Origin of the sequence: Corynebacterium sp. CCUG 69979, from assembly GCF_024454095.1 — a bacterium.
In the GTDB taxonomy this organism is placed as follows: domain Bacteria; phylum Actinomycetota; class Actinomycetes; order Mycobacteriales; family Mycobacteriaceae; genus Corynebacterium; species Corynebacterium genitalium.
In genome coordinates this window covers 58,935-75,538 of the sequence record NZ_JAGPZA010000005.1, presented here as the reverse complement: position 1 = coordinate 75,538, position 16,604 = coordinate 58,935, and the positions used below count along the sequence as shown (strand labels likewise).

At 60.0% G+C, this 16,604-nt stretch carries 10 protein-coding genes; 7 read left to right on the top strand and 3 right to left on the bottom strand.

What is annotated here, in order from left to right; genetic code table 11:
• From KBX18_RS04775 to KBX18_RS04765, 3 genes are all read left to right on the top strand, one after another.
• On the top strand, positions 1-1,074 hold the full coding sequence (locus KBX18_RS04775; protein WP_255995029.1) for a GNAT family N-acetyltransferase: 1,074 nt from the start codon (positions 1-3) through the stop codon (positions 1,072-1,074).
• Positions 1,075-1,261: 187 nt separating this feature from the next.
• A complete protein-coding gene (locus tag KBX18_RS04770; protein WP_255995028.1) occupies positions 1,262-2,836 on the top strand; it encodes an FMN-binding glutamate synthase family protein in 1,575 nt (524 codons plus the stop codon).
• Positions 2,837-2,999: 163 nt separating this feature from the next.
• Positions 3,000-3,425 carry a helix-turn-helix domain-containing protein gene (locus tag KBX18_RS04765; RefSeq protein WP_255995027.1) on the top strand — a complete coding sequence of 142 codons (426 nt, stop codon included), beginning with the start codon at positions 3,000-3,002 and terminating at the stop codon, positions 3,423-3,425.
• 30 nt (positions 3,426-3,455) lie between these two features.
• On the opposite strand, the gene KBX18_RS04760 is transcribed toward KBX18_RS04765, so the two are convergent.
• Positions 3,456-4,520, bottom strand: a complete 1,065-nt coding sequence (locus KBX18_RS04760) for a DUF3039 domain-containing protein (RefSeq protein WP_255995026.1) — start codon at positions 4,518-4,520, stop codon at positions 3,456-3,458.
• A 125-nt stretch (positions 4,521-4,645) separates the two neighbouring features.
• Here KBX18_RS04760 and KBX18_RS04755 point away from each other — a divergent pair, with 125 nt between their 5' ends.
• From KBX18_RS04755 to KBX18_RS04740, 4 genes are all read left to right on the top strand, one after another.
• Complete coding sequence (locus KBX18_RS04755) at positions 4,646-6,166, top strand: ATP-binding protein (RefSeq protein ID WP_255995025.1); 1,521 nt, start codon at positions 4,646-4,648, stop codon at positions 6,164-6,166.
• Positions 6,167-6,230: 64 nt separating this feature from the next.
• Positions 6,231-9,437, top strand: coding sequence for a Z1 domain-containing protein (locus KBX18_RS11860; RefSeq protein ID WP_255995024.1), 3,207 nt, complete (start codon positions 6,231-6,233; stop codon positions 9,435-9,437).
• A gap of 16 nt (positions 9,438-9,453) precedes the next feature.
• Positions 9,454-11,619: a site-specific DNA-methyltransferase gene (locus KBX18_RS04745; RefSeq protein ID WP_255995023.1), complete on the top strand. Its 2,166-nt coding sequence runs from the start codon at positions 9,454-9,456 to the stop codon at positions 11,617-11,619.
• Positions 11,619-14,306, top strand: coding sequence for a DEAD/DEAH box helicase (locus tag KBX18_RS04740; RefSeq protein ID WP_255995022.1), 2,688 nt, complete (start codon positions 11,619-11,621; stop codon positions 14,304-14,306). The genes KBX18_RS04745 and KBX18_RS04740 overlap by 1 nt, the downstream gene beginning before the upstream one ends.
• A gap of 58 nt (positions 14,307-14,364) precedes the next feature.
• On the opposite strand, the gene KBX18_RS04735 is transcribed toward KBX18_RS04740, so the two are convergent.
• Together KBX18_RS04735 and miaB are read right to left on the bottom strand one after the other, a co-directional pair.
• Entirely contained in the window at positions 14,365-15,003 is a 639-nt protein-coding gene (locus KBX18_RS04735) for a hypothetical protein (RefSeq protein WP_255995021.1), read from the bottom strand.
• A 7-nt stretch (positions 15,004-15,010) separates the two neighbouring features.
• Positions 15,011-16,597, bottom strand: coding sequence for a tRNA (N6-isopentenyl adenosine(37)-C2)-methylthiotransferase MiaB (miaB, locus tag KBX18_RS04730; protein WP_370687013.1), 1,587 nt, complete (start codon positions 16,595-16,597; stop codon positions 15,011-15,013).
• Between the last annotated feature and the right edge of the window lie 7 nt (positions 16,598-16,604).

Genomic DNA, 16,604 nt, shown 5'->3' with positions numbered 1-16,604 from the left:
TTGCTCACTCCCCTCATCTACGCCCACGGCGGCCGCGACTCCGGCGACGTCGTGGGCGCGTATGTGTTCTCAGCGACCCTCGCCATCCAGGACATCACCGGCAGCCCCTACTCCGGCGTGAGCGCCGCCCACATGGCGAAGCGCCTCGAGGGCTCCGCGGAGTCCGAGGCTTTTTTGTTCGCGCTAACTGACCTGCAGGCACCGCGTCCGCTCGGCCCGCTCGGATATCCGGAGGTGCATGTCGACGACCTCGCCGACATCGCCGCGTGGGTCTTCATCTCCCTGCCCCTACTCGAGGACACACGCGTGATCGAAGCGACCGTCACTCTCGACGCCGCCGTCGCGCCCGTCCCCGGGTCCGGAGAGCCCGTTCCGCGTGAGCCGTGGGTCGCCGCCCTTTCGCTTATCGACGCCCTTTCCGCCTCCTTCGACCGCCCCATCCGGCAAGTGTGGGTCACGCACTCGGGCGAGCCTCTAGTTGAACCCGAACTGAGTCTCACCAGTCACGGATATTCAGCTGCGTACCACGAGGCGCAGGCGACGTTCTCGCTGGGCGCGGTTGCGGCGGAGGCAGCAGGCCCGGGCATCTCCGTTGTCCGCAACATGGGCTTCAACCCTGATGACCTACCATCGCTGCGGGCATTGTTGTCCGGTTCTTCGCGGGATTATCCGCGCGGTGACCTCATCCTCGACTCGATCAATTGGACTGAGCAGCGTCTCCGTGACGCGAGCGCCCGCTTGATGGACCGGGGCGGGACCCAACTCACCGCGGTCGCCCACGCCCCTGATGGCAAAGTGATCGGGATGGCAGAAGCCGTCCACTACGATGTCGACGACGACCGACTCATGGAGCTCGGGCTCATCTACGTGCTTCCCGAGTATCGGGGCCAGGGCGCCGCAAAGCGGATGCTTGAAAATCTCCTCGCCGCCGCGAAGACTGAATGGCCGAAGGTCGAGACAGCGTATGCCTCCTACCCTGCCGACAGCGAACCTGCTGCACGGCTTCTCGGGCCGTTGTCTCCCGACATCATCTCGTATGCGACCGCGTGGCAGAAGCACGTGCGGAAAAGTTGACAAACTGGATTCTTGTTTACCCACCCTCAGCCCTCTGACCTGTACGAACTTTCAAAGCGCGGATCGGGTCTGTCAACTTTTCCGCAGACCTCTTTCCTAGGCGAGGGAATTGCTCCTCAGACAGCGCAGCGGCGAATAGGTACGTTGGTGAGCGGAACAATCCCGTGATCATTGAAGGTGATGGCTAGTGGGTAAGCGATTTTCGTCGATAAGCAAACTTGTAGGCAGCAACCCGGTCAAAACAGTGGCTGGTGCTGTGGCAGCCGCGACCGCGGGCCTGGCTGCGAACGATTTGATCCAGCCGAAAAACAATATTCTGCGCAATTACCCTGTGCTGGGGCACGCGCGCTACCTGGCAAAGGAGATCCGCCCGGAGATCCATCAGTACTTCATCGAGGGCGAAGCCGACGGCAAACCGTTCGACGCGCAAACCCGTGAAGTGATCAACCAGCGCGCCGACGGCACCGATGGGGAACGGTCCTTCGGCACCGAGAGGGAAGTGTCGCAGGCGGGTTATGAGTACCTTGTGCACTCGGTGGTCCCGGCGGAGGTGCCGGAGGACCCGCCGCGGGTGAACATCGGTGGTGCGGAGTGCTCGCAACCATACGACATGGCGCTGATGAACATCTCTGGCATGTCCTTCGGCGCACTGTCCGCCAATGCCATCCGCGCGCTGAACAAGGGTGCTGAGCTCGGCGGATTCGCCCATAACACCGGCGAAGGTGGCCTGAGCGAATACCACCTGGAGAACAACGGTGACATCGTGTGGCAGCTGGGCACCGGCTACTTCGGCTGCCGCACCGAAGACGGCGGCTTCGACGAGGCGAAGTTCAAGGACATCGCGCAGATCGACCAGGTGAAGATGATCGAGCTGAAGCTGTCGCAGGGTGCCAAACCCGGCCTCGGCGGCATGCTGCCCGGCCCGAAAGTGACCGAGGAGATCGCCCGCGTGCGCGACATCCCCGTCGGCGAGGACTGCCTCTCCCCCAGCCGCCACCGTGTCTTTTCTACCCCGGTCGAGCTGATCGAGTTCATCGCCCACATCCGGGAGGTCTCCGGCGGCAAGCCGATCGGCTTCAAGATGTGCGTCGGCTCCATGATCGACGTGCTGTCAATCTGCAAAGCAATTGAGCAGGTGGGGACCGCGCCAGACTTCATCACTATCGATGGCGCGGAAGGCGGTACCGCCGCCGCCCCGCTCGAGTTTGAGGACCACATGGGGCTCCCGCTGACCGAGGGCTTGCAGATGATGCACAATGCGCTCGTCGGCACGAATCTGCGCGACAAGGTCAAGCTCGGCGCGTCGGGCAAGGTGGCGGCGTCGAACGACATCGTCAAACGACTTATCCAGGGTGCGGACTACACCAACTCAGCCCGCGCAATGATGATGGCCGTCGGCTGCATCCAAGCCCAGAAGTGCCAGACCGGCAAGTGCCCTTCCGGCGTGGCCACCCAGAGCAACTGGCGCCAGCGCGCCATCGACGTCGACCTCAAAGCCCAACGCGTGCAGCGTTTCCAGCAGGCCACCGTACGCCAAGCCACCACCATGATGGCGGCGTGCGGCGCATCCCACCCGGACGACCTCACCCCAGCGATGCTGCGCAAAGTCATCGAGCCCGGAGTCACGCTTTCCTACGAGGCACTGTTCGACTGGCTCGAGCCCGGGCAATTGCTTGACGACGCCCCCGACCAATGGTCCGAAGCCTGGCGCCACGCCTCCCCCGACGAGTTCCGCCTGCCAGTGAAGACGCAGCACCGGTAAAACTATCCAACGGCACCTTCGGCGGCTTCAATCGCTTCCATTTCTTCGACCTCTTCGACACACTCGACACCGCTTGCAGTTATTACACTTACACTGTTATCGTGTACTTCAGTTACAGATACTACAGTTACGTACAAGTACTGAATTAGGAGGTTGAGTGATAATGGCTGCAATTCTCGATCGAATCGAAGCTGACGAGCTCACAAAATATGAGGTTCAGCAAGTTCGCGACTTCATCAAAGCCAACGAAGACTCAACGATAGCCATTCTTCTTCGTCGCATCCTCACTGCGACTGAAGACGGCAAGAACATCAATGTGTTCGCGGACGACGCCGAACTCAGCCCCAACGAAGCAGCCAAACTACTCAAGATGAGCCGCCCACACCTGACATCATTCATGGACACGGGTCACCTTCCCTACCACATGGTCGGTACTCACAAGCGCATTAAGATGTCGGATCTCAAAGCGTTTATGAAATCACGCGAGGAGGGCGCAGAGATCATGGTCAATGCGCTCCACAATTCTTCTCCGAAAGTTCACGCTACGGATCTCGACGATGCTGCGCTCGACGAACTGAACGATCTCTAGATCGCTCGTTCTTACCACGAGCCGTTTGCTCTAGCCCCTCAGAAAATCCCTGAAGGCTTGGGCGAACGGCTCTTCTCTTTGACAGTCAGGACATACAGGCAATCCAGCATGGGTCGCTTCATCCCCAGTCGGGATCCACCACACCCCGCACACAGCTTGGGCGGCTTTCCCCGTGACCATGGACTCGACCATCGACACCTTATCTAGGTAATGAAAAACCTTAGGCTCCTCAGGTTCGTACCGCTTTGTCAGCAATTCCTGGTTTGGTACGTCCAACAAACTCAGCAAGTGAGCCCGAGTCACCGCGCAATGAATGACGTAGGGGTTACCACCAAGTGACTCAACCATCGACCCAACTGGTTGCAGGTAGCGGCCGAAGATTGAAATGTAGCGCTGGAAGAGCTCCCAGTCATCCCCTTTCCTCACACTGACCATGACCATATCGATGTCCTCAGCTGCCTGCCCGAGCTCCCATTCCTCGAAATTTGTTGATTGCACGCCCAATTCAATCTGGAGTCCACCTCGAGGCGACTCTCCCTCAATGTCGAAATCGACGACACGTTCTCTTAGGGTGGCATTCTTAATTGCCGACAGCGTCGAATGGAGCATCGCTTTTTCTTGCTCTTCAAGCTGTGTAAGCTCCAGTTCTTTGCTCAGAAGCACGAGATCGAGTTTGCTGGGGCCGATCTTTTCCTGAGCCTTCATATCCGATAGGACCTTGGCAGCAGTGGAATGAAATCGGTCGTGCCGGTCAACGTGCAACAACCAGGCAATGTCGTCACGCTCGGAGATCACAACAGCTCCACGCCAAGCTGCTCCTACGCCCCGCTCCCGACATTCGAAAACAGGCAATCCTGCAAGGGCCGAGGACTGCTTGTGTTTCTCAAACAAGCCCCTATCGAATTGTCGTTGGGCATCTCTGACCAGTTCCACCCCCTCCATCGACCGTTCGATTGCCATTAATAGGTATCTCAATTTTGTATCAGGATCGTCCGAACCTTGGGCGATCTTGAACGGTTCAGCAACTTCACTCGGAAGATTCCTCGCATCAGCGAGTTGCTTGAGTACTTTTACAGTCGGGCGAACCAAAACCATAGGTTCAATGTACATCTCGCACCGAACACTGACTTTTAGTTTCTTTGCCGGGGTTCAGTCACAAAACCCCAGCCACTCCGTCTGCATTCAACGATTCTTCTCGCGGACAAGGCATCATTACCATCATGCCCACCGACGAGCTGCTCATGCCAGACATTGAATCCACCGTCACCCTTCCGCCGCTGGCGAATATCAACCACGCCCTCGGCGCGAACCACGGCCTAGAGACGGGCATCGATGAGCTGATCGATAACGCCATCGATGCTGGCGCGACCCGCGTTACCATCGTGTTCCACAACGGCAATACCAGGCTGGAACATATTGCGATTCACGATGATGGCTCCGGCATGAGCCCCGAAAAAATGGAAGGGGTTCTCCGCCTCGGCGGGCATGAAGCCCACTCGGAGAAAAACATCGGTCGCTACGGCATGGGTTTGAAGGAAGGCTCTTTCGCGAACGCTAACCAGACCGTCATCGTTTCTAAGCCGGAGGGGGCACAAGGGCACGGCATCCAGCTCCTGAAAGAGACATTCGATGCTGGGCGGTTAAGCGCTGAGTCCGCGGAGAAGTACTGGAACTCGCGGGAAGCGCTTGGCCTTGCGGACCACGGCACCACAATCGTGTGGAGCGACCTGATCAATGTGTACAAGGGCGATGACCTGGAGAAGGCGGAAGAGAACCTTTCTTCCGAGCTAGAGGCCGTGCGGAAGCATGTGAGCATCCGCTACCACCGCTTCCTGGAAGACGGCCGGATTGCTATCGAGCTGTACACCTCTTGGCTTGGTGTTTCACCGATGAAAACGCCGTCCCCGAAGCCCATCAATCCTCTCGGTTACACCAAGTCCGGCAGCGCCAAGTACCCGCGCGAGCTGACCTACAAGGGCATCCCGGGCGCACCCGGCATCACTGCCCACATCTGGACTCCGCGTTCACAGAAGGAAGAATTCCATCTGGACAAAAAGAGTCCCACTGGCCACCAGGGTTTCTACATCTACGACGCTGACCGTCTGATTACCGCCGGCGGGTGGGGAAAGTTCCGCTCTGAGGTAAAGGACCTGCAGCTGCTCCGCATCGAGATTTCGGACCCACGCCTCATCGAGGAATACATCACGATCAGCCCCCAAAAAGGATCGGTCCTGTTCAAAGAGTCCTTCCACAGGTTCGCTAAGGAACTCTATGACCTAAACGATCCAAAGGTGGATTTGAATCGGGTTTATGAGGATGCAAAAGGTGTCGTCAAGCTTGCAAATAAGCGCTCGGGAAACGCGAAACCTCTTGCTGACCCAGGAAAGGGCATCGCCCGTTCGATCAAGCGCACCGTTGAGCAAAACGCGAAGAGCAAGGCATCAGACCCCATTGATGTGGTGTGGACGACCATGGCTCCAAGCGACTTTGTCAACGTCGAGCCCGTGAAAAAGACGATCTACATCAACGAGCTTTACCGCCAGCACTTCAACCCGGGCCGTGGCCGTCTCAATGATGCTCCGCTTCTTAAAACTTTGCTCTACCTGCTGTTCAACGAGACTGTGTCTGCTGGGCGCATTTCCCAGTCGAGCCAGGCGAATATTGAGCTGTGGGTGAGCATCATCAACGCGGCTGCCAAGGAGATGTTCAACCAGGCGGAAACTTTCGGGCACGAGGAGTAGGCAGACGCAATTATGTTCGACAACTGCGTCACGAGTGGCCGCTGGGGGCGGTAACCTCATCCTTGTGAATGAAAAATTTGATCAGATCCGCGACGAAATCGCATACGCACTAAACCCTTCTGAGCTGCGCCTGAACCGCTCCCTCCAGGACCGGTTGTCCACCGAGGGGCTCGAGCTGACCACTGCCGAACTTGCTCAGTTCCTTGTCGAGGGCAGCGGTAGCCACGTCCAGCCGCTCATCAACTTCATCCTTGAAGCACAGCAAGCCGAGCCCCAAGCTCTGCGCCCGCGCACAGAAACCACCGCGGACACTCCGGAGCGGCTCGAGTGGATCATTGCACAGCTTGGGCTTATCGACGTTGCGGAGCAGGTCAAGTCCCGCCTCCCTGACCCCGAACCTGCCGTCATCGTCGATGAACGCTTTGAGCCGTGGTACACCCCAGAACGGGAACACGCCGTTAACCACTACTGGAACGACTACCGCCGCGTCCTCGAGCGTAACGGGTGGAACGCCGAATCCATCGCGACCGTCCAGGATCAAGCCCGTGAGGTGATGAAGCGCATCGAGGACCCAACGGCTGAACACTACGTTTCCACCCGCGGTTTGGTCGTCGGCTACGTCCAAAGTGGTAAGACTGCGAACTTCACTGCAGTCGCAGCCAAGGCTATCGATGCTGGATACCGACTCATTATTGTTCTCGCCGGCACCCTGGACAACCTGCGCAATCAAACCCAGCGCCGCCTGGACAAGGAGCTGTTCGGCCGTGAAGCCGTTCTGGCTGGCCGCACTGAAGACGAGATGACGGAGCGCGAGCGCCGCGCCGAGGCGTACTTCAACGGTGACGAGGAATGGGACCGAGCCTGGCACGAGGATGGCGGCGCATTCGTGCACCACGGCACCCGCTACGGCCTCACCGGCTTCCCGCGCATCAAACGCCTCACCACTTCCGTCGACGATTATCGCGGACGCGGCACGAACCCCCTCGAGGTGACCGTTCCCGATCAGAACAAGCCGGTCCACCACCCAGACAACCTCGACAACATGCCGTGCATGGTCGCTGTGGTGAAGAAGAATGCGACCGTGCTCAAGCAGCTCAACTCGGATCTCAAGCGCGCCAACGGTATCAACGGAGCCATCGCTGATCTGCCGGCACTGATCATCGACGATGAGTCCGACCAGGCATCCATCAACACGAAGAACAACAGCAAGAAGGATGCAAACGAAGAGCGCGAGCGCACCGCTGTCAACGCTGAGATCACCAATCTGATGAAGAACTGTCCACGGGCGCAGTACGTCGGCTATACCGCAACCCCGTTTGCGAATGTTTTCGTGGACCCGTCGGATCCTGAAGACCTCTACCCCCGCCACTACGTCCTCATGCTCAACCAGCCGCCGGCTTACCGTGGCGCACGGTGGTTCCATGACCGTGCGGACTATCAGGACAACCCGAGCGAAGCGACCATCGAGAACTCCAACAGTAAGGCGTTCATCCGCGACATTGCCGAGGAGGCTGAGACGGACCCCGACGCATTCCGTGATGTCCGCCGCGACGAGCTGCAGCAAGCACTCGACATGTTCGTGCTCACCGGTGCCATCAAGAAGTACCGCGAGGCTCACGCCCCGGGCTTGAAGTTCAAGCACCACACCATGCTGGTCCATGAGCGTGTGGGAACGGACGCGCACGCCGACGCGAAAGACACCCTCGATGACCTTTGGAACAGCAGGAAATACAACCTCGGCCGCCCAATCCTTGAGCTGCAGCGTCTGTTCGAACACGACCTCCTCCCAGTGATGGAGATCGACTACTACAACGCTGGAACCCCCTACCCGAAAACTTACGCAGAGCTGCATCCTTACATCAACGAGGCGTACGAGGCGATCACCCGGAACCTGAGCAAGGACAAAACACCGTTCCTCCAAGTCGACACACAGGGTGGAGACACGCCTGATTTTGAGACTGGCAAGGTGTGGAAGGTACTCGTCGGCGGAGCCAAGTTGTCCCGCGGCTACACCGTCGAAGGGCTCACCATCAGCTACTTCCGCCGTCGTGCTGGCGGCGCGGATACCCTCATGCAGACTGGTCGCTGGTTCGGTTTCCGCAAGGGCTACCAGGACCTCGTTCGCCTCTACGCACCGCCGAGCTTGGTGGAGATGTTCGAGGCGGCGATGAACGACGAGGATGTATTCCGCCGAAACATCAAGTCGTACAAGGAGCTTGATGACACTGATCGTCCGAAGCTCACCCCGATGCAACTGGCTCCGCTGGTGCGTCAGTCTCTGTCCGATCTCAAGCCCACGAGCAAGAACAAGATGTTCAATGCCGTGATGCTCAAGTCGGCCTCGGCGCCGGAGGTGGTCGACCTTGTCACCATTCCAGACAGGGACCGACCAGAAGATCTGACAGCGAACTTCCGCGATGTTGCCATTCCGCTTCTGCAAACAGTGTCTGGCGGTCCACGCGAACTTCCTTGGTTGAAGATTGTCGATGCTGGCCTTGAGGAAGAGCGCATCCACAGCATGGGTACAACAGATCTTCTGGTGGGCAAAGTGAGCGCCGAAGAATTTGTAGACCTCTTGGACAAGATGCGCTGGTACGACGGCGCAGCGTTCAAAGAGAACGTGGTCAATCCACGCATCGCGTACATGAAGGATCTGCTCGGTACAGGTAAGCACGTCGACCCAGCAACGAGCGATTTTTCTGAAGTCGCGGTGTACGTCCCCACGGTGAAGCAAGCCGCAGCCGATTTGGAGGCGTATCCGTACGCTTTGGATATCGACGGGTTGAATGTCCGTGTTCCTCTGGTTGAACGCTCCCGCCGCCCTGGCCGTCACGATGTTTCCGGTACTCCGCACCGCTTCCGATACGTCATCGAAAACACAGCGGACGGAAATCTTGCCTCCGCTTTGAAGCCGGAGGACGTAATCAAATTCAACCTGCGCGACGTCGAGGAGAAGAAGTTCGGTCACTTGGAGGAACCGGAAATCCTCCTCGAAGGTAACGAGCGCGCTCGTGGCGCAGTGCTGGTCACCATCTTCGACGACCGTGAGCGGGACGTGGTCCGCAAAATGAAGCAAACCAATACCTGGACACCCCCGCGCTGGGAAGACGGTGAGGTCGGCGTCGCGTTGACAATCAATTCCCCTCACGCTCCCACTTCCGCAGGCAAGAACGTGATCGAATGGGGAGTCTTGATCCCAGAGAAAGACGGTTCCGTCCCCGTCACCGTGGATTCCACCGAGGTCCCGGACACCGCCCAGCACATCAACTAACTCTAGGCCGATATATATGTCCCGTTTGCACGATCTCATCGAAGAAGCCAAGCGCTCTAACCCTGTCCTCGGCAACGCTCTTGCCGAGGAAGTGGCTCATCTTGAAAACCAACCGACCTTCGGTCTCGTTTTCGAACGCCACGCCCCCGAAGCCACCGAGCTTTACAACCGCCCAGTTACGCGAGGCGACAAAGTACACATCCTCAACGCGCGTGGCGACGCCTCCAAAGCCGACCAAACCCTCTGGCGAGTGCTAGACATCCTGCAAGATAGCACTGGCGCCACTGTATCCCTCCAGGAAACCCTCCCCGGTGACCAAGAATGGAACGCGGACACAGTCGGCCGTGAACCCCGCGCAACAACGGCACTCGTCGATGATCTCGTCGTGGTCGCCGAGCACACTGACACGATCTACCCCGGACTGACTGAGACTGGGCGGGTCGACAACGGCCCCGAGGATGCGCCCGCGCACACAGTCATCAATGCTGAGAATTACCATGCTCTCCAAGCATTGACGTACACCCACCGACACTCCGTCGACTGCATCTACATCGACCCGCCGTACAACACCGGCGCGAGGGATTGGAAGTACAACAATGACTACGTCGAAGCCGATGACGACTACCGTCACTCGAAGTGGCTTAGCTTCATGGAGAAGCGCTTGAAGCTCTGTAAAGAGCTTTTGGATCCTCAAGACTCTGTCTTAATTGTCACCATCGATGAGAAAGAGTACCTGCGGCTGGGGTTGCTTCTTGAGCAAATTTTTCCCGATGCCGGAATCCAAATGGTGAGCGTAAACATTTCGAATGGAGTTGCCCGTAGCGCCTTCAGCCGAAGCGATGAATACTATTACTTTGTAACTTTCGGTACTGGAGTCCCCAAGCCGATCACGTTAGGGGATCACTGGTCGGCAAACGGTATGAAGCGCCAAACCTCGGTTCGCTGGGAATCGTTACTACGTTCAGGCAATAACAGTCGACGTATGGATCGCCCAAACATGTTTTATCCCATATTGCTGGATGAAATTAGCGGAAAACTGGTCGGTTTCGGGGCACCACTGGGCCCACAGGAAGACCGGAGCAGTTATGTGAGCCCGCCAGGATCCATTGCCGTATTTCCGCTTTCATCGAGGGGGGAAGAAGCGCGCTGGCGTGTGTCTGCTGACCGCGCAAGAAAATTGCTCGAACTCGGAGCTTTCAAGGTCGGTCCCTTCAAAGGAAGTAAAACTTCATTCTCCTACTTGAAGGAGGGTGAGCTTTCTAAAGTCACGGAAGGGATCTACTCAGTTGCCGGTTACGACGAGAACGGCACAATGATTATCGATTCGTCGTCGTACATCCCTAGCTATCTGCCCACAACCCAATGGAACGTGCAAGCTCACAATGCCGGTACGGGTGGCACAACGCTAATTGCATCTCTTCTCGGTGCGAAGGTTTTCGACTTCCCCAAATCCCTCTACGCAGTCGAAGACGCAATCCGCTTCTTCGTGAAGGACAAGCCTGATGCCGTCGTACTCGACTTCTTCGCAGGCTCTGGCACCACTGCGCATGCGGTGATGCGGTTGAACAAACAGGACGGTGGGCGCCGTCGCTCGATCATGGTAACTAACAACGAGGTCAGCGCGGACGAGCAGAAGGAACTGCAGGAGAAGGGCTTGCGGCCGGGTGATCCGGAATGGGAAGCGCTCGGCATCGCGGATTACGTGACCAAGCCGCGTGTGACGGCGGCGATCACGGGAAAGACGCCGGCGGGCGACCCCATCAAGGGGGACTACAAGTTCACCGATGAGTTCCCTATGGCTGACGGGTTCAAGGCGAACGCTCGGTATTTTTCCTTGGAGTACTTGAACCCGACGATGGTGGAATACGGCTACGCCTTCTCCCGCATCGCGCCGATGCTGTGGCTGCGGGCGGGCCAGGTCGGCGAGGTAATCACGTCGATTCCGGAGCGCGGTTGGGAGCTCACCGACCACTACGCTGTCATCGAGAACTGCGATGACTCGGGTGCATTCACGGCTGAGGTGGATGCACGCCCGGGAATCACCCACGTCTACATCATCACCAACAGTGCGAGCGTGTACCAGCGCGTCGCCAAGGGGCTCGACGACCACATCCAGGCGATTCAGCTCTATGAGTCCTACTTGACCAACTTTGCTATCAACGCTTCGAGGGTGTTCGACTAATGCGCTACATATTGAAGAATTACCAGGAGACTGCCGTCGATAAGCTTGCGGCGGAGCTGTCGAAAGCAGGCGACCGCTATCGCGCAACGCGCGGCGTCGGCCACCCCACACGCAGCGCCGTGTCCCTCGCCGCAGTCACGGGCGCGGGTAAAACGGTCATGGCCGCAGCGACAATTGAAACGGTGCTCAAGGGCACTGCGACGATCCCCGCAGACCCCACCGCCGTCTTCCTCTGGGTGTCTGACTCCCCCGACCTGAACAAGCAGTCCAAGCACCGAATCGAAGCAGCTCTCGGACCGGGTTCGAGCATCCCCACGGTGACCGTGGAAAGCGACTTCCGTGAACGGAAACTCTCCCCCGGTTCGCTGTACTTCATCAACGTGCAGAAACTGACACGCACCTCCACCATCGCGCGGCGCCATTACCTGTACGACGAGCAACTCGATCTCGAGCTCGCCGGCACACAGCCAGCGCTCGACCTTCCTGTGCCAGACGCGGGCGACTACGACTTCTTCCAGACGCTCAAGCGCACGCTGGAAGACGAGAACATCACGCTGTACCTCATCATCGACGAGGCTCACCGCGGCATGAAACGCCGCACCTCACGCACGGAGGCGGACCGCTCCACCATCATCCAGCGCGTCATCCAAGGCAGCGGCGACGTCCCGCCCGTGCCTGTGGTGTGGGGAATCTCGGCGACGCCGGAGCGCTTCAAAGACTTCGTCTCCGCTGCGAGCGGACTGCATTTCGAAAGAGAAATCACGGTCGACCCGGAGCAGGTACAGGAATCAGGCCTGCTCAAAGACACCATCGTCCTGTACATCCCCAACGAGGAGGGCGATTACGACCACGAGCTGCTCGCTCAAGGCACAAGAAAGCTCGACGAAATGACCGGCGCATGGGCACAGTACGCGCGCCAAGAAAAGCTCCCGGAGCCGGTGGTTCCGCTCATGGTGGTGCAAGTTCCGGACAAAGCATCGGACGAACTTATCGGCGACTACGTGACCACCATCCAAAGCACCGACCCCTCCCTCGGAATTAACGCCTTCGCCCACGTCTTCGGCGACGACAAACCGATCCTGGCTGCAGGCACAGTGATCGACAAGGTTCCGGCGGAGCGCGTCCAGGACATGCGCAGCATCCGCGTCCTCTTTGCCAAAGAAGCGATCTCTACGGGATGGGACTGCCCGCGCGCGGAGGTGCTCGTGTCCTTCCGCGCGGCGCGCGACCACACGCACGTCACGCAGTTAATGGGCCGCATGGTTCGCACTCCCCTGGCACGGCGCGTTCAAGCCAACGATGTGTTGAGTTCAGTGACCTGCATCCTGCCCAAGTTCGACCGCAACGTGGCCAAGATGGTTGCCGAGCGTATCTCCCGCGGCGGCACCGACGACACCGACGGCGGCGGCAAAGAACTGCGCCGAGTGGTCTTCGATCCTGAGCTGGTCCTGCCCATCAAGAGTGAAGAAGGCAGCATCGAGGAGCAGCTGTGGGAGTGCTTCGAGTCTCTACCTAATGAAACAGTGCCGTCCGGAGTGACGGACCCCATCAAGCAGCTCGCCGACTTGGCCGCGGAACTCTCGCGCGACCTCATCTACCCCAACGCGATCCGCAAGACTGACGAGGCCATGTTCCGCTCTATGGACGCAGCAGCCGTCGAGTACAGCGAGGACTTCGAGGCCGCCATCGTCGACGTGGAGAACGTCAATCTCCGTGAACTGCGCACCGACATGCATTCAGGCCAGACGACTGAGCTCGATGGCATTCACGTTGCCGCATCGGAACGCTCCATTCAGGTGGCTATGCGCGACGCGGAGCGGACTTTCGGCCCCAGCCTTGCACGCGGTTACGTGCGCTGGCAGGCGGACAAGCAGGACTTGTCCGATGCCGAGATGCACGTCGTCTTCGAGGCCTTGCGCGTCGCACGTGTACGCACCGCGGCGCTCGCCCGCGTGCCACAAGCGGTCGATCGTGTGGTCAGCAGGGCTATCCAGCTGAGCACAGAGCTGCGGGATCAGCACCGCGTTGAGGCACTCTCGCGTGGCGACGCCCGCGCCGCCGTCTACCGAGCCATCTTCGAACACTCTGACTCCCCGACCCGAGTCCCGATGATGCGGCCGGCCAACTGGCAGGTCCCCACCAGGATCGGCATGGAAAACGTCGCCGGTGAGATCACCGAGACCAAACCCATCGACCGCTACGAAAAGCACATGATGGTTTGGCCCGTGGACAAGAAGTTCCCCGCGGTGCTCAACGCATGGGAGCAGCACGTGCTCGGCGTCGAGTTTGATCGCCCAAACTTCCTGCGGTGGTTCCGCAACGCCGGTTCGGCGGACTCCTCGCTCAACATCGCCTACCCGCTTCCCGAAGATGCAGAGTCCGACGCCCAATGGGGCCGCCTCCGCCCCGACTTCATTTTCTTCGAAGAAGTCGACGGCGAGGTCCGCGGTTCCATCGTCGACCCCCACAGCTACCACCTCGCGGACGCGAAACCGAAGCTGGTCGGCCTCTGCCGGTTCGTGGAAGCCTACCCGGGTGAATACCACCGGGTCGAAGCGGTGGCCAAGGTCGACAAGGACTTCCGTGTGCTCAACATTAACGACGCCGCAGTGCGCGAGGCGATCCGCCAGGCCGACGACGCGGAGGAGGTGTTCCGGAACTCAGCCGTCTCCAACGCTTACCTCTAGCGCACGAGCTCGCAGGCGAAAGCCCTGATCCATTCGCCAGCGGTCCGCGCGGGAAAGGTTAGCGCTCCCCCGCTTGCGGGTGGCGCTGGGCTGCCCGCTGGCGGCGGTCGTCGACAATGGAGCCCGCGCCGTCTGTGCGCCGCACGGCCTGCGTCGCCGCATCCGTCTGCAGATCAGCGACGGGGTTGAACTCCGTCTGCTCGCGCCGCTGCTCCTCCAGGCGTTTTTGCTCGGGGGTGCGGCGCATCCAGGCGACCGACAGCACCGGAATAGCCACGATGACCGCGAGGATTGCCACGTAAATACCGGCCCCAGATGTCACCCCCGCGGCGGCTGCCGAGCTGGTCTGGCGCAGCCACAAGCCCAGCAGCGCCATGACTAACGCGACGCAACCGGCCATCCACGCCAGCAAGGCTAACGACGTGCGCCGCAGGATCACCGTCAGCAGCGTGAAGACGATCAAGCAGAGGAACGATAACATGGTGAATAGCCGCTCCGTGACCGCGATCGACATGCCGTCCGCCTCGGTGAACGTGAGCATCTGCAGGCCCGTGGTGTCGCCAGCGAAGGGTAGGAACAGAGACACCACGTAAACAACGATCGCACCGACCAGCAGCCAGCGGTGCCAGCCTAGGTCGAGCGTGTCAGCGGAGTGCTTCTCCTGCTGGGCGAGTTCGGTCTGCGTCGGGTTGCTCATGATCCTCCTATCCGCAGCTCCCGCATGCCCCGCCCGCGCCGGCCGCGCCAGCTGCAGCGGGCGCAGCCACCGGCGCACCGATCTTCGGCATGCCTAACCCCACGCCGACAGGCGCGGTCGTGGGCACCTGGCCGGCCTCAGAGTTGTCGCCGGCCAGCGTGCGGCGGTGCGCCGTCACGCGGGAGTCCGCGATCAGATAGAAGGGACGGGCGTCAGTGATGGTGGTGTGGACGATGTCGCCGGGGCGGACGGCGTCGATAAGCGAACCGGCGTCGAAGTGCACCAACCGTCCGTCGCGTGCGCGCCCGGACAGTCGCGTGCTCTGCGCGCGGTCCGCCTTCTTCTCGTTCGTCTCCTGGACGAGCAACTCTTGGGATGTGCCGATGAGCTTGAGGTTCTCTTCGTAACTGATCCGCTCCTGCAGGGCGAGCAGGCGCTCGAAACGCTCCTGAACGACCTCTTTGGGAACCTGGCCGTCCATTTCCGCGGCGGGCGTGCCGGGGCGCGGCGAGTACTGGAAGGTGTACGCCGAGGTGAACCGTGCCTTTTCGACAACGTCGAGCGTCGCTTGGAAATCCTCCTCCGTCTCACCCGGGAAACCCACGATGATGTCCGTGGTGATGGACGCGTGCGGCAGCTTCGCGCGAACTTCGTCCAAAATGCGCAGGAATTTCGCAGAACGGTACGACCGGCGCATATCCTTGAGCACCTTGTCGGAGCCGGATTGCAGCGGCATGTGCAGCTGCGGGCAGATGTTCGGCGTCTCGGCCATTGCGTCGATGACATCGGAGGTGAATTCCGCCGGGTGCGGGGAGGTGAACCGCAGCCGCTCCAGGCCCTCGATCTCGCCGCACGCGCGCAGGAGCTTCGAAAACGCCGAGCGGTCGCGCGGCATGTCCGGGTCGACGAAGTTCACGCCGTACGCGTTGACGTTCTGGCCCAGGAGAGTCACCTCGGACACGCCCTGGTCAACGAGCGCCTGCACTTCAGCGAGGATGTCGCCCGGGCGGCGGTCCTGCTCCTTGCCGCGCAACGACGGCACGATGCAGAACGTGCACGTGTTGTTGCACCCTACCGACACCGATACCCAGCCGGCGTAGGAGGACTCTCGCTTTGCGGGCAGCACCGAGGGGAAGACTTCGAGGGATTCGACGACCTCGACTTGCGCCTCCTCCTCAACCCGGGCGCGGTCAAGCAGTGCCGGCAGGGCCGACATGTTGTGCGTGCCAAAGACCGCGTCGACCCAGGGCGCTTTCTCCACCACCGTGTCGCGGTCCTTCTGCGCAAGACAGCCACCGACGGCGATTTGCATGCCCGGGTGGTGCCGCTTCTTGTCGCGCAGCGCACCCAGCGTGCCGTAAAGGCGCTTGTCAGCGTTTTCGCGGACGGCGCAGGTGTTGAAGACGATCAGGTCGGCGTTGTCGTCAGTCGCCGCGACGTATCCAGCGTCTTCCAGCAGGCCAGACAGCCGTTCGGAATCGTGCACGTTCATCTGGCAGCCGAACGTGCGCACCTCGTAGGTGCGGGGGTGCTGGCTGGTTCCGTTTACGGTGCTCGTCGCTAGTGTCACGGTGACACAGTGTATTCCGCGCACCGAGAGA

What these genes read in the sequence shown, in the direction of transcription:
- KBX18_RS04765 (WP_255995027.1), top strand. Translation starts at nt 3,000, where the DNA reads ATGGCTGCAATTCTCGATCGAATCGAAGCTGACGAGCTCACAAAATAT.
- KBX18_RS04760 (WP_255995026.1), bottom strand. Translation starts at nt 4,520, where the DNA reads ATGGTTTTGGTTCGCCCGACTGTAAAAGTACTCAAGCAACTCGCTGAT.
- KBX18_RS04755 (WP_255995025.1), top strand. Translation starts at nt 4,646, where the DNA reads ATGCCCACCGACGAGCTGCTCATGCCAGACATTGAATCCACCGTCACC.
- KBX18_RS04745 (WP_255995023.1), top strand. Translation starts at nt 9,454, where the DNA reads ATGTCCCGTTTGCACGATCTCATCGAAGAAGCCAAGCGCTCTAACCCT.
- KBX18_RS04740 (WP_255995022.1), top strand. Translation starts at nt 11,619, where the DNA reads ATGCGCTACATATTGAAGAATTACCAGGAGACTGCCGTCGATAAGCTT.
- KBX18_RS04735 (WP_255995021.1), bottom strand. Translation starts at nt 15,003, where the DNA reads ATGAGCAACCCGACGCAGACCGAACTCGCCCAGCAGGAGAAGCACTCC.